Origin of the sequence: Xanthomarina arctica (assembly GCF_014638915.1) — a bacterium.
In the GTDB taxonomy this organism is placed as follows: Bacteria; Bacteroidota; Bacteroidia; order Flavobacteriales; family Flavobacteriaceae; genus Xanthomarina; species Xanthomarina arctica.
Genome location: NZ_BMFQ01000001.1, coordinates 1,332,576 through 1,346,061, shown reverse-complemented (window position 1 = coordinate 1,346,061; position 13,486 = coordinate 1,332,576). Strand labels below are relative to the sequence as shown.

Genomic DNA, 13,486 nt, shown 5'->3' with positions numbered 1-13,486 from the left:
TTAACATCGTTAAGCAATAGTTACACCTTACTTTTGTATATTTGTGCCACAAAAAATAACAGTAAATGAACTCTGAAACAGCTTCAAACATTTTACCTACAAGGGTAGCGAAACCCAAATGGTTACGCGTAAAATTACCTACTGGTAAAAAATACACCGAACTAAGAAGTCTTGTTGACAAGTACAAATTAAACACCATTTGTACTTCTGGAAGCTGTCCAAATATGGGAGAATGCTGGGGAGAAGGTACTGCTACCTTTATGATTTTGGGAAATATCTGTACTCGTTCTTGTGGTTTTTGTGGCGTGCAAACTGGAAGACCAGAAACTCTTGATTGGGATGAACCTGAAAAGGTAGCACGCTCCATCAAATTGATGAAAATTAAACATGCTGTTTTAACAAGTGTAGACAGAGACGATATAAAAGATATGGGAAGCATTATGTGGGCGGAAACTGTGAAATCTGTTCGTAGAATGAATCCTGAAACTACCTTAGAAACTCTTATTCCAGATTTTCAAGGCATAGAACAACATATCGATCGAATTATAGACGTAGCTCCTGAAGTGGTCTCGCATAACATTGAAACGGTTAGACGTTTAACCAGAGAGGTTAGAATTCAAGCTAAATACGATAGAAGCCTTGGCGTTTTAAAATATTTAAAAGATCAAGGTCAACGCAGAACAAAATCAGGTATCATGCTTGGACTTGGAGAAACTCGTGAAGAAGTGATTACAACGCTTCATGATCTTAGAGATAATAATGTGGATGTGGTTACTATTGGACAATATTTACAACCAAGCAAAAAACATCTACCGGTGAAACAGTTTATTTTACCAGAACAATTTGACGAATACAGACAAATTGGATTGGATCTAGGTTTCAGACATGTTGAAAGTAGCGCCTTGGTGAGATCTTCGTATAAAGCACAAAAACACATTAATTAATGATACATGTTGGAATAAACGGTTTTGGTCGCATTGGTAGACGCGTTTTTAGATTATTGCAAGACAACAAAAACATAGAAGTAGTAGCAGTAAACGATTTAGCAGACACTAGAACACTTAGTCATTTATTAAAGTACGATAGTATTCATGGCGTTTTTAAAGAAGATGTTTCTTTTGATGAAAATCATGTAATTGTTAACAATAAAAAGATTCCTTTTTCAAATGCGAGCCATCCAAAAGACATCAATTGGAAACCTTACGACGTCGATTTTGTGATAGAAGCAACTGGGAAATTTAAAACTAAGGAAGAATTAGAACTTCATATTTTAAATGGAGCAAAAAAGGTTATCCTAAGTGTTCCTCCTTTAGAAGACGATATTGAAACGATTGTTTTAGGAGTTAATAACAACATTCTTACAGGAGATGAAACGATAGTCTCTAACGCATCTTGCACTACAAACAATGCGGCTCCAATGATAGATATTATCAACAAGTTATGTGGTGTAAAGCAAGCCTATATCACTACCATTCACTCTTACACATCCGACCAAAGTTTACACGACCAACCACATAAAGATTTACGTCGTGCAAGAGCTGCTGGACAATCCATAATTCCAACAACAACGGGAGCTGCAAAAGCTTTAACTAAAATATTTCCAGAGCTTTCTAACGTTATTGGTGGCTGTGGCATAAGAGTTCCAGTAGCTAATGGCTCACTGACTGATATTACTTTTAATGTAGAAAAAACCGTCACGATAGACGAAATTAATAATGCTTTCAAATTTGCTTCAGAAAACAGCTATAAAGGTATTTTAGAATATACTGAAGACCCGATTGTTTCTATTGACATAGTTGGAAACACGCATTCTTGTATTTTCGATTCTCAAATGACATCAGTTATAGGCAATATGGTTAAAATAATTGGCTGGTATGATAATGAAACAGGATATTCCAGTAGACTCATTGATTTAATTTGCAATTTATCGATGAAAAAGTAACTTTAATCGAATAAATATTTATATTTGTTTTACTAGTTACCAAAAAAATGTCTCGATTCAACAATTACATATGTGCTATTATACTGTTGTTGAGTTTCAGTGTATCATCTCAATCAACTATAGATGAAGACAGTGAAACCATACAAAACACTATTGACTATCGTATAGATCAAGCACAAAAAGATATTCGAAAAAACGCCTATTTTGAAGCTCAAGAAAAATATGATGAGGCTTTAAAACTTGCTATTAAAATAGATAACCAGAAAAGTATTGGCATCATTTACTCTAAAATTGGAAAACTTCAATACATTATTGAAGAACCTGATGAAGCCATCAAATCACTGATTAAAGCAAACGAAGTACAACGTTTTGCCAAAGACGATATCAATCTTGCTGAAACATACAAAACTCTTGGAAATGTTTATACTAGCAAAAAGCAATACCAACAAGCCTTAGATTATTATAAATCTGCAAAAACACTTTTTGAACAAGAAGATTTAACCAATTTTGTTGCCGAAGTACTTTTAAACGAAGGGATAACTTACATCAATTTAAAAGATTACCCGAACGCTCAGGCACATTTATTAAAATCGGCAGTACTAGCGAAAAGATACGATTTAGACAAAATAGTTAGTAGCTCAAAAATAAATCTAGGAATAGCACTTATAAATTTAGGAGAAACTGAAGATGCTTTAAAACAAGCCAACGAAGGTGTAAACATTGCTATAAAAAATAATTTCAATAATGTTTTAAATGATGGTTATTTAGTTTTAAGCGACCTTAACCAAGAAACGGGAAATTATAAATTAGCTAACGAATATTTAAGAAAGCACATGACTCTTAACGATTCGTTATTATCCATTAAAAGAAATAGTTCTTCTCAGGAAAAGCGCATGCAGTTGTTAATTGACAACCAAACCGAGTATCAAAAAAAGCAATTGGCAGATTTAGAAGAGCAAAAGGCTGCCAATAATTTAAACAAGTTAACTACTATTTTAAGTATTGCATTAATTACAATTTTGTCCCTTTTAACCTTATCACTTTACAAAAACAATAACATCCGTTTAAAGACTAACAACATGCTGCATAAAAAAAATGCAGAGTTAATTGTTTCAAAAGAAAAGGCTGAACTTGCATCTAAAACTAAAGCAAACTTCTTATCCACGGTAACTCACGAGTTAAGAACACCACTTTATGCCGTTACAGGATTAACTAACATGCTTTTAGAAGAAGACCCTAAACCTAATCAGATTCAGCATTTAAAATCTCTTAAATTTTCTGGAGAATACCTTTTAACTTTTATTAACGACATCCTTCAAATTAATAAAATTGAAGCCAACAAAGTCGATATCGAACCAGAAGCTTTTAGTCTAAAAAAGAAAATGACCAACATTATTGCAGCATTAAATAATTCTGCGAACGACAATAATGTTAAAATTCATTTGGAATACGACCAAAATTTGCCTGAAAATTTTATGGCAGATCAAATTAAGATTTCTCAAATTTTAATAAACTTAGTAGGAAATGCTATCAAATTCACCAAAGATGGAGACATTTGGGTAAGAGCTATTAGAACAGAAGAAACAGACAAAATTTTTAATGTAAGATTCGAAATCGAAGACAACGGAATTGGTATTAGTGAAGAAAAACAAAATCAACTTTTTGAAAGTTTCTCACAAGGGTCTATTCAAATTAATAGAAAATATGGAGGAACCGGCTTAGGTCTTTCAATAGTAAAAGGCTTGATTCAAATATTAAAAGGAACTATTTCATTGCAAAGTGAACTTGGAAAAGGCTCTAAATTCATCTTTGAAATTCCTTTAAAATATGCTGAAAAAGTTGAAAAACAAGTAGTAAGAAACTACTTTAAGGATATTAATGAAATAGACTTAAAAGACATTAATATTTTAGTTGTTGAGGATAATAAAATTAACCAGATGATTACAAAGAAAATCCTTAGCAAAATGAAACTAAGTTGCGATGTGGTTGATAATGGTGAAGATGCTGTAAACATGGTTAAGGACAAAGAATACCACGTTATTTTAATGGATATTCACATGCCTGGAATAAGTGGTCTAGAAGCTACCAGATTGATACGAACTTTTAATAAAGAAATTACCATTTTTGCGCTTACAGCCGTGACTCTTGAAGATAAAATGCACGAGTTTGACGAAGCTGGATTCGATGACATTATCTCGAAACCATTTAAACAAGAGGATTTTGAGAAAAAACTTTATGAAGCTTTAATTCAACCAAATTCAGAAACTGCTTAAGAACTTACAAAACTTAAAATCTGGTTATTAAATACGTCTGCTTGATCTATAGAAACTTCAATTGGCAAATAGTATAATTTTTCCTGCAATTTTGTTTCATCCTTTAAACGCATATAATCCTTTTCGGTAGTAAGAATACAATCTAATTGAGCTAATTCATCAATCTCCTTGTTTGAAAAACTATGATGATCTTTAAAATTTAGATGCTCAAACTCTAAATTATTGGACTTTAAATATTGAATTAATGGATTTGGATTTGCAATACCTGTGACTAGCGTAAAGGGTTTTAAATGGTTTAACCCAATTTGTTTGGTTTTAGAAAACACATTTTTAGAATAATTTATAGAACTAAAAACCACCATCTGATAAATTTCAGGATTCAATTGCTTTTTAATCTGTGCCTTTTCCTCATCGGAAAGATTTTCTGGACATTTGGTAACTACAATAATATTTGCACGTTTCGCTCCACTTTTCGGCTCTCTCAAATTCCCTGTTGGCAAAACAAAATCCTTACAATATAAATCGTTGTAAGTTGAAAGTAAGATATTAAATCCCGCTTTTACTTTTCTATGTTGGAATGCATCGTCAAGCAAAACAACCTCAGGTTTATTGCCTAAATTTCTTAATTTTTCAATGCCATTCTGTCTATCCGCATCTACTGCAACTAGAATATCACTTCCAAATTTATTGTAAAATTGAAAAGGTTCGTCTCCAAGAGTTTTTGCAGTATCGGAAACATTCGCTAATTTAAACCCATTAGTTTCTCGTTTATAGCCTCTACTTAAAGTGGCTATCTTATAATCGGCTTTTAATAAACGTATTAAATATTCAATCATGGGAGATTTTCCAGTACCTCCTACACTTAAATTACCAACACAGATTAGTGGAAAGTTGTAAGATTCACTTTTCTTCCAACCAAAATCATACAATTTATTTCTAGTCCAAGTCACTAAATAGTAAATTGGAACAACAGGAAATAATATGTAGCGCAAGAATTTCATTAAAGCGAAATTAAAAATTTTATCTTTGTTTGAAACTTAATAACATAAAATTATGATAGTTCAAGACGTCATAAATCATATTGAAGCACTTTCACCATTAGCATATGCTGAAGATTTTGACAATGTTGGTTTGCTTGTAGGAGATAAAAACAATAATTTAACGGGTGTTTTAGTAACCTTAGACACCTTGGAAGCTGTTATAGATGAGGCTATTGAAAGCAATTGCAACCTAATTGTTAGTTTTCATCCCATTATTTTTCAAGGCTTAAAAAAGCTTACTGGAAAAACTTATGTGGAACGCGTAGTCATGAAAGCTTTAAAACATGACATTGCCATTTATGCCATGCACACCGCTTTAGATAATTCCATTTTAGGCGTTAATAATATGATTTGTGAAAAATTAGGTCTAAAAAACCGAAATATATTAATTCCGCAAGCTAGTACCATCAAAAAACTTATCACTTATGCTCCTAAAAATGAAGCAGAACATCTAAGGAATGCTTTATTTGAAGTTGGTGCTGGAAATATAGGAAATTACGATCATTGTAGTTTTAATACAGATGGTATTGGCACCTATAAAGGCAATGAAAACTCTAATCCTACTATTGGTAAAAAAGGGATCATCCATCAAGAAGCTGAAATTCAAATTTCTGTAACATTTCCAAAGCATTTGGAGTCACAAATATTAAAAACACTTTTCAAAACCCATTCTTATGAGGAAGTAGCTTATGAAGTAACTACTCTTGAAAACAAAAATCAGAATATAGGTATGGGAATGATTGGAGAGTTAGAACATGAGATGACTGAAAAAGATTTTTTGATTTTTCTAAAAACGAACATGAAAACAGAAGCCATCAGACATTCCAAATTTAGAAACAAACCCATTAAAAAAGTAGCTGTTCTGGGTGGCTCAGGGAGTTTTGCAATTGGAGCCGCAAAAGCATCAGAAGCAGACATTTTTATAACCGCAGATTTAAAGTATCACGACTTTTTTACTGCTGAAAACCAGATTGTTTTGGCAGATATTGGTCATTATGAAAGTGAACAATTCACAAAAAACCTTTTAGTTGCATATCTTATGAAAAAAATCACTAATTTTGCAATCGTTTTATCAAAGACAAACACCAATCCTGTTAAGTATTTTTAAACTATGGCAAAAAAGAAAGAAGCAACTGTAGAAGAGCGTTTAAGAGATTTATACGACTTACAACTAATCGATTCTCGAATCGATGAAATTAGAAATGTTCGTGGAGAACTTCCTTTAGAAGTTCGTGATTTAGAAGATGAAGTTGCTGGACTAAACACTAGATTAGAGAAATTAGAGTCTAGCTTAGAGTCTATAGACAATCAAATTAACGATAAAAAGAATCAAATTGAGGAATCTAAAGCGTTAATAAAAAAATACAGCGAACAACAAAAAAATGTTAGAAATAACAGAGAATACAATTCTATTACTAAGGAAATTGAATTCCAAGAATTAGAAATTGAACTTGCTGATAAAAACATCAAAGAATTTAAGGTTCAAATAGATCAGAAAAAAGTAGTTATTACTGAAACCAAAGAACGCGGAAAAGCACGTCAAACTCACTTAAAGCATAAAAAGAGTGAATTAGATGCTATTTTAGCTGAAACTGAAAAAGAAGAAACAGCTTTAATTAAAAAATCTGATGAATATAAAGAAAACATCGAAGAGCGTTTAGTAAAAGCTTATGCACGTATCAGAACCAATGTAAAAAACGGTCTTGCTGTTGTTGCCATTGAAAGAGGTGCCTCTGGAGGTTCTTTCTTTACTATTCCACCACAAGTACAAATGGAAATTGCTGCTCGTAAAAAAATTATTACAGATGAGCACAGTGGTCGTATTCTTGTAGATGCAGCTTTGGCTGAAGAACAAAAAGTAAAAATGGACAAACTGTTTTCTAAACTGTAATCCTTTTTAAACATATACATTTTAAAGCCTTCATTTTATGAAGGCTTTTTTTATTCTAAAAATTCTATTTATATTTTATAAGTTTTCCACTTCTTTTCCGACAAAATATAAAAAAGGAAAACACGATGTTTCACATAAAATCTATATTACCTACATTTTTAATAGCCTTATTGTTTAGTTGTAATAACATGGCACAACAAAAATCAGATCAGCAAGCTGTTATAAACTCCGAACCTATTGAAGTCCCTTTACATAATGGCGAAGCGCGAGCCTATTTTGCTAGCGGTTGTTTTTGGTGTGTAGAAGCTATTTATGAAAGCGTAAATGGTGTGGAAGAAGTAATTTCTGGCTATGCTGGCGGACATACTAAAAACCCAACATATGCATCTAGTAATACAGGGCAAACAGGACATGCCGAGGCTGTTGAAGTTATTTACAATCCAAAAATTGTTAGTTTCGCTACTTTAGTAGATGTGTATTTTGGATCTCAAAATCCCATTCAGGTAAATGGTCAAGGCCCAGATAAAGGCTCTCAATATCGCTCCATTATTTTTTATCAAAATGTTGAGCAAAAACAAATTATAGATTCTAAAAAGAATGCCCTAGCAAAAGAGCTAAATGCTCCTGTTGCAGCGGAAGTGTATCCTTTTCAAAAATTCTGGAAGGCTGAAGATTATCATCAAAACTATGAAAAGCTTCATCCAGAAAACCCATATATTCAGAATGTATCTATTCCAAGATTGAATAAATTTAAAGCTAAGTTTCCAGAGTTATTGGGAGAAAAGAATAATCATTAAAGAGGCTTCGACAGGCTCAGCATGACAAACAAATTATTTAGTCTTTTTATGATTTAAAAACTTCAAAGGTCTATTTTTTAGTCGCTTTTATCTCAAAGATTAAAGGATATAATTTGTCTTTAGTTACAAACATACCAGATTCATTTTCAACTAAATCAGGCAAGACGTTATACGGACTTTCATCATATTCATTTAAATAGTCTATATGTAAACCTGCTTCGGTTAAAGCATTTATTACTTCACTTAACCCATGGTTCCAACCGTACTCTTTGCTTATCATTTTAGATTCTGTATTGGCATAAGTGCCTTCATATTCTTCATAAATCACTTCGTCTTGCATGTACCCGTATTTCATAACTGGTTTCTTTTCTAAATAATCGAACATCCAAACTATTGGGTGAAATTCCACCATGTAAAAGGTCCCACCTTTATTTAAACGTTCAGCAATCATTTTTCCCCAAGGTTTTAAATCTGGCAACCAGCCAATCACTCCATAACTGGTGAAAACAATATCAAATGTTTCTGAAATATGTTTAGACGTATCCAATACATTGCAACAAACAAATTTGGCGTGTAACTGAAGTTCTTCGTTCAGCGCTTCTGCTAATTTAATCCCTTCATCACTTAAATCAACGCCAACACTAGTTGCTCCCATCCGACACCAACTTAAAGTGTCTTGTCCAAAATGACATTGCAAATGCAACAGGCTTTTGCCTTTAACATCTCCCAGAGCTTCTATTTCATATAGCATTAACGAAGATTTTCCATTTTTAAAATCTTCGAGTTGGTACATAGTGCTTTTTGAATGAATTTTTACTTTTTCATTCCAAGTAGCTTTATTTGCATTAAAATAAGAATCGTTTTTACTCATTGTCATATAGTTGAAGAAACTAAGATATCATATAATTTTTAAAGGTGTTTTATAGTGATCTGTTTTTATTATCTTAGCTAATAAAGATTATGAAAAACCTGAGCTATATTATTTGTATTCTATTCCTCTTTTCATCTTGTAAATCGGATAAAAAAGAACACGTTTCAGAACCAGAAAAGACGCTCACTGAAGCTGAAAAAATTACCTTTGCCTATGGAATTGATCATTGGAACAAGGTTGAAGAGATTGCTTTCACTTTTAATGTAGATAAAGACAGTTCCCATTTTGAACGTTCTTGGATTTGGCAACCAAAAAATAACCAAGTCACTTTAATTTCAAAAAAGGACACCATTCATTACAATAGAACGAAACTGGATAGTACGAATATGGCTTCTGACAAGGCTTTTATAAATGACAAGTATTGGTTACTCGCGCCTTTTAATTTGATTTGGGACGAAGGAACTAGTATTTCCAGTCCGATAATGGAGATAAGTCCAATAAGCAAAAAAGAACTCAATAAAATAACCCTTACTTATTCTAATGAAGGAGGTTACACCCCAGGTGATGCTTACGATTTTTATTATAACAACGATTATATTATTGAAGAATGGACTTATAGAAAAGAAAATTCCAAAGAACCAACTATGACAACCACTTGGGAGAATAACACCAATTTCAAAAACATTTTAATTTCCCAAAAACATGCAAAAGAAGATGGCAATTGGGAATTATTTTTCACCAATGTATCTATTGAATTAGAATAGAAACATCCAAAATAATAAAACAAACGTATATATAGTGTAAATATCCCGCAATATGCGTCTATATATATTCAAAGTGCTTCAACTAACAAGTTGAAGCACTTTCTCTTTTACCCAATAAAGTTTTCTTTTACATGGGTTCCATCACAAAAGGGTTTGTTATTAGACGAACCACATCTACAAAAAGCAGTTGTTTTATCCTTAACTTCTTTGCTCCCATCTTTGTAGGTAACCTTCAAAGTGCCATAAACCAATAAAGGTCCATTTTCCAAAACTTCAACTTTTGTTTCTAAAGTTTCTGCTGTTTTGTCTCCTTCAGAATTCATAAAAAAACTCAATGCTCCAGAAGGACATGCTTTTACTTGTCTTATCAATTCGTCCGTACTAGCAGCCTCAATTTTAATCCATGGTTTTTCTTTAGGCTTAAAAACATTTCCTAAACCTCTCACACAAATCCCCGAATGAATGCATTTTTCTGGTTCCCAAACAATAGTAACTTCTTCGTTTGTATAATTTTTAGTTTTACCCATAACCTGATATTTTATTAAATATACAAAAAATACAGATTTAAATTATCTCATCCTTAAGGCTTCCTTCCTAAAATTATAATTCTTATTTTTGTTGGAAACCGAAAAACAGTTCACTTTGTCCAACTACAAATTAGGTCTTGAATACGCAAGAGAACAAGACAAAAACGATCCATTATCCACTTTTAGAGATCAATTTCACATTCCAAAAAATAAGGAAGGAAATGATTGGTTATACTTTACCGGAAACTCTCTTGGTTTACAGCCAAAAAGCACCCAAAAATACATTCAACAAGAATTAGACGATTGGGCAAATTTTGGAGTAGAAGGACATTTTGAAGCTAAAAACCCTTGGATGCCATACCATGAATTCTTAACAGAGGCCATGGCTAAAGTTGTTGGCGCAAAACCTATTGAGGTCGTTATCATGAATACCTTAACTACCAATCTTCATTTGTTAATGGTTTCGTTTTACCAACCTACCAAAACAAAATATAAAATTGTTATTGAAAGTGATGCCTTTCCTTCAGACAGATATGCGGTTCAAACTCAATTAGAATTTCATGGGTATGATGCTAAAGATGGAGTGATTGAATGGAAACCAAGACAAGGTGAAGAACTTTTAAATATTGAAGATTTAGAAACCATACTTGAAGAACAAGGAGATGAAATTGCGTTACTACTAATTGGAGGTGTTAATTATTACACAGGACAATATTTAGACATTAAGAAAATAGCAGAATTAGGTCATGCAAAAAACTGTATGGTTGGAATAGATTTAGCACATGGCGTGGGAAATATCAAACCAGAACTTCATGATTCTGGAGTAGATTTCGCCGCTTGGTGTACTTATAAATATTTAAATTCCGGTCCGGGAAGTTTAGGTGGTTTATTTGTTCATGAAAAACATGCACATAATAAAAAACTAAAACGTTTTGCTGGCTGGTGGAGTCATAATAAATCGACTCGCTTTAATATGCGTCAACCCTTGGATGTTATTCCAGGAGCGGAAGGATGGCAACTTAGTAATCCCCCAATTTTGTCTATGGCTGCCATTAAAGCATCTTTAGATATGTTTAATGAAGTGGGCATGGATGCCATTCGAGAAAAATCTGAAAAACTAACTGGTTATTTTGAGTTTTTAATCAACGAATTAAATAACGATAAGATTAAAATCATTACGCCTTCAAATCCTAAAGAAAGAGGTTGTCAGCTTTCTATTCAAGTTAAAGATGCTGATAAAAATTTACATAAAAAATTAACTGAAGCCAACATAATTACCGATTGGAGAGAACCAGACGTGATACGTTGTGCTCCTATTCCTCTATATAACACGTTTGAAGATGTGTATAGAATGACTGAAACTCTTAGAACACTTTTGTAAAAGGCATGTATTAAAACAGAAATAAAAATGGTAAAAAAATTCATCTTACTTGTTGCTTCTCTGTTTTTATTATGGCAATCCATTAGTTTACTAAATTATATAATCCACATAGAGTTAAAAACTTGGTTGTCTATTGGCTTAGTGGCTTTTTTAGTTAATTTATTTATCACCGGTGTTTTCGCTTTTTTAGGATTTGCTTTACCAACACAAAACTTAATCCCTTCCTCATATTATAAGGTTACAAACACCAAAAAATTGAAAAAAGTATTTGCTTTGATGAAAGTAGATTATTTTCGAGATTTTTTATTAGCCACTTTTTGGAGAAATAAGAATCAAAGAAAAAGATATTTTGATGGCACCTTGGAAGGCATTAAAACATTAGATATTCAATCCAAGAAATCTGAATTCGGGCATTTAATTCCATTTGTAATTATTACTGCAGTCTGTATTTATTTCATTATTTTAGGCTTAATTAAATTAGCGATACTTACTTTATTAATAAATATATTAGGAAATTTATATCCAATAATTTTACAGAGACACCACAGAATGAGAATACAAATTTTAAGAAAAAGAATGCATGCATAAACAACAAAATATACTCATTATTGGCGCTGGACTTTGCGGAAGCTTATTGGCTTTACGCTTAGGTCAAAGAGGTTATAACGTAACGGTTATGGAAATGCGTCCCGATTTACGAAAAGTAGACATTTCTGCTGGTCGTTCCATAAATCTAGCATTTTCAGATCGTGGTATCAAAGCAATAAAATTAGTTGGACTTGAAGAATTGGTGAAACCTTTGTGTATTCCAATGAATGGACGCATGCTTCACGATCTAGAAGGTAATACCATGTTAGCCCCATACAGCGGACGAGAACATGAATATATTAACTCCATTTCTCGGGGTCAATTAAATGCTTTATTATTGGATGAAGCCGAAAAACATGAAAATGTAAAAATTCATTTTAATCAAAAATGTAAATCGGTTGATTTTGAAAATACCACAGCACTTTTTAAAGATTACATCACTAGTGCAGAATTTGTAGAAGATGCCGATGCTATTTTCGCAACTGATGGTGCAGGTTCGGCCATGCGACAAAGTTATTATCTGGGTAAAAAATTCTTATTCAGTTTTTCTCAAAATTATCTAACTCATGGCTACAAAGAATTAAGTATCCTTCCAGCTGAAAATGGCGGTTATAAAACTTACAAAAACGCATTACACATTTGGGGAAGAGAAGCCTTTATGCTTATAGCCCTCCCAAATTTAGACGGCAGTTTTACGGTAACTTTATTTTTAAGTTTTGATGAAGGGGAATATAATTTCAATAACCTAACGACTAAAGAACGCGTTCTAGAATTCTTTTCAAAAAACTTTAAAGACGCGCTAGAACTGATGCCAAATCTAGTCGATGACTTTTTTGAAAACCCTACATCACCTTTAGGAACTGTAAAATGTTCTCCTTGGCATTATAAAGGAAACACCCTTTTAATGGGAGATGCAGCACATGCTATTGTTCCTTTTTACGGACAAGGAATGAACGCTTCTTTTGAAGATGTTACGGAATTTGATAAAGTTTTAGACCAAGGACATCCAGATTGGGAAACCATCTTTGAAGTTTATGAAAAATCTCGCAAAAAAGATACAGACGCTATTGCAGACCTTGCTATTGATAATTTTCATGAAATGAAAGGACATGTCAATCATGCGAATTTCAGAGAAAAACGAAGTTTAGAAATGGCTTTTGAAAAGACCTTTCCAAATGATTATTCCTCAAAATATTCTTTGGTTACCTTCAATGAAAATATTGGATATAGAGAAGCTATGCTAAGAGGTCGTGCACAAGACAAGGCTATTTTAAATATGTTAGCAGATGGCGATATTTCATCTGTGAACGATATGACAAATGAAACTTTAAAAAACACTTTAGAAAAAGTAAAAACAGCAACGGAAGCCATTTTAGAAGACGATCAAATTGCTGGATTAAAAAAATAATAAA

At 32.5% G+C, this 13,486-nt stretch carries 13 protein-coding genes; 10 read left to right on the top strand and 3 right to left on the bottom strand.

The genetic code is table 11. The annotated features are described in order from the left end of the window. Nucleotides 1–65: 65 nt before the first annotated feature. Genes lipA through IEV77_RS05815 form a run of 3 tightly spaced genes read left to right on the top strand, consistent with a single transcriptional unit; the run spans nucleotide 66 to nucleotide 4,215 of the window. On the top strand, nucleotides 66–944 hold the full coding sequence (gene lipA / locus IEV77_RS05825) for a lipoyl synthase (RefSeq protein WP_188462718.1): 879 nt from the start codon (nucleotides 66–68) through the stop codon (nucleotides 942–944). Beyond that, nucleotides 944–1,942, top strand: coding sequence for a type I glyceraldehyde-3-phosphate dehydrogenase (gene gap, locus IEV77_RS05820; protein ID WP_188462716.1), 999 nt, complete (start codon nucleotides 944–946; stop codon nucleotides 1,940–1,942). Before lipA ends, gap begins: the two co-directional genes overlap by 1 nt. A gap of 47 nt (nucleotides 1,943–1,989) precedes the next feature. After that, nucleotides 1,990–4,215, top strand: a complete 2,226-nt coding sequence (locus tag IEV77_RS05815) for an ATP-binding protein (protein ID WP_188462714.1) — start codon at nucleotides 1,990–1,992, stop codon at nucleotides 4,213–4,215. Here IEV77_RS05815 and lpxK read toward each other — a convergent pair. Further along, nucleotides 4,212–5,216 carry a tetraacyldisaccharide 4'-kinase gene (gene lpxK / locus IEV77_RS05810; protein WP_188462712.1) on the bottom strand — a complete coding sequence of 335 codons (1,005 nt, stop codon included), beginning with the start codon at nucleotides 5,214–5,216 and terminating at the stop codon, nucleotides 4,212–4,214. The two genes, IEV77_RS05815 and lpxK, sit on opposite strands and share 4 nt — an antisense overlap. Nucleotides 5,217–5,268: 52 nt before the next feature. On the opposite strand from lpxK, the gene IEV77_RS05805 reads away from it, so the two are divergent. From IEV77_RS05805 to msrA, 3 genes are all read left to right on the top strand, one after another. Further along, a complete protein-coding gene (locus tag IEV77_RS05805; RefSeq protein ID WP_188462710.1) occupies nucleotides 5,269–6,363 on the top strand; it encodes a Nif3-like dinuclear metal center hexameric protein in 1,095 nt (364 codons plus the stop codon). 3 nt (nucleotides 6,364–6,366) lie between these two features. Next, complete coding sequence (locus tag IEV77_RS05800) at nucleotides 6,367–7,146, top strand: zinc ribbon domain-containing protein (RefSeq protein WP_188462708.1); 780 nt, start codon at nucleotides 6,367–6,369, stop codon at nucleotides 7,144–7,146. 125 nt (nucleotides 7,147–7,271) lie between these two features. After that, nucleotides 7,272–7,943 carry a peptide-methionine (S)-S-oxide reductase MsrA gene (gene msrA / locus IEV77_RS05795; RefSeq protein ID WP_188462706.1) on the top strand — a complete coding sequence of 224 codons (672 nt, stop codon included), beginning with the start codon at nucleotides 7,272–7,274 and terminating at the stop codon, nucleotides 7,941–7,943. Between the two features lie 70 nt (nucleotides 7,944–8,013). Here the strand turns inward: msrA and IEV77_RS05790 are convergent, their stop codons facing one another. Next, complete coding sequence (locus tag IEV77_RS05790; protein WP_188462704.1) at nucleotides 8,014–8,814, bottom strand: class I SAM-dependent methyltransferase; 801 nt, start codon at nucleotides 8,812–8,814, stop codon at nucleotides 8,014–8,016. A gap of 89 nt (nucleotides 8,815–8,903) precedes the next feature. Here IEV77_RS05790 and IEV77_RS05785 point away from each other — a divergent pair, with 89 nt between their 5' ends. Continuing rightward, the gene (locus IEV77_RS05785; protein ID WP_188462702.1) at nucleotides 8,904–9,578 is read left to right on the top strand and encodes a hypothetical protein; all 675 of its coding nucleotides are present in this window, start codon (nucleotides 8,904–8,906) and stop codon (nucleotides 9,576–9,578) included. A gap of 107 nt (nucleotides 9,579–9,685) precedes the next feature. Here IEV77_RS05785 and IEV77_RS05780 read toward each other — a convergent pair whose 3' ends face one another. Then, entirely contained in the window at nucleotides 9,686–10,105 is a 420-nt protein-coding gene (locus IEV77_RS05780) for a (4Fe-4S)-binding protein (RefSeq protein WP_188462700.1), read from the bottom strand. 115 nt (nucleotides 10,106–10,220) lie between these two features. On the opposite strand from IEV77_RS05780, the gene kynU reads away from it, so the two are divergent. Genes kynU through IEV77_RS05765 form a run of 3 tightly spaced genes read left to right on the top strand, consistent with a single transcriptional unit; the run spans nucleotide 10,221 to nucleotide 13,482 of the window. After that, nucleotides 10,221–11,486, top strand: a complete 1,266-nt coding sequence (gene kynU, locus IEV77_RS05775; RefSeq protein ID WP_188462698.1) for a kynureninase — start codon at nucleotides 10,221–10,223, stop codon at nucleotides 11,484–11,486. Nucleotides 11,487–11,513: 27 nt separating this feature from the next. Next, entirely contained in the window at nucleotides 11,514–12,074 is a 561-nt protein-coding gene (locus IEV77_RS05770; protein ID WP_188462696.1) for a glycosyl-4,4'-diaponeurosporenoate acyltransferase CrtO family protein, read from the top strand. After that, entirely contained in the window at nucleotides 12,067–13,482 is a 1,416-nt protein-coding gene (locus IEV77_RS05765; RefSeq protein ID WP_188462694.1) for an FAD-dependent oxidoreductase, read from the top strand. Before IEV77_RS05770 ends, IEV77_RS05765 begins: the two co-directional genes overlap by 8 nt. The last annotated feature ends 4 nt before the right edge of the window (nucleotides 13,483–13,486 follow it).

Coding starts and splice junctions, on each gene's coding strand:
- lipA (WP_188462718.1), top strand. CDS start 66: ATGAACTCTGAAACAGCTTCAAACATTTTACCTACAAGGGTAGCGAAA.
- gap (WP_188462716.1), top strand. CDS start 944: ATGATACATGTTGGAATAAACGGTTTTGGTCGCATTGGTAGACGCGTT.
- IEV77_RS05815 (WP_188462714.1), top strand. CDS start 1,990: ATGTCTCGATTCAACAATTACATATGTGCTATTATACTGTTGTTGAGT.
- lpxK (WP_188462712.1), bottom strand. CDS start 5,216: ATGAAATTCTTGCGCTACATATTATTTCCTGTTGTTCCAATTTACTAT.
- IEV77_RS05805 (WP_188462710.1), top strand. CDS start 5,269: ATGATAGTTCAAGACGTCATAAATCATATTGAAGCACTTTCACCATTA.
- IEV77_RS05800 (WP_188462708.1), top strand. CDS start 6,367: ATGGCAAAAAAGAAAGAAGCAACTGTAGAAGAGCGTTTAAGAGATTTA.
- msrA (WP_188462706.1), top strand. CDS start 7,272: ATGTTTCACATAAAATCTATATTACCTACATTTTTAATAGCCTTATTG.
- IEV77_RS05790 (WP_188462704.1), bottom strand. CDS start 8,814: ATGAGTAAAAACGATTCTTATTTTAATGCAAATAAAGCTACTTGGAAT.
- IEV77_RS05785 (WP_188462702.1), top strand. CDS start 8,904: ATGAAAAACCTGAGCTATATTATTTGTATTCTATTCCTCTTTTCATCT.
- IEV77_RS05780 (WP_188462700.1), bottom strand. CDS start 10,105: ATGGGTAAAACTAAAAATTATACAAACGAAGAAGTTACTATTGTTTGG.
- IEV77_RS05770 (WP_188462696.1), top strand. CDS start 11,514: ATGGTAAAAAAATTCATCTTACTTGTTGCTTCTCTGTTTTTATTATGG.
- IEV77_RS05765 (WP_188462694.1), top strand. CDS start 12,067: ATGCATAAACAACAAAATATACTCATTATTGGCGCTGGACTTTGCGGA.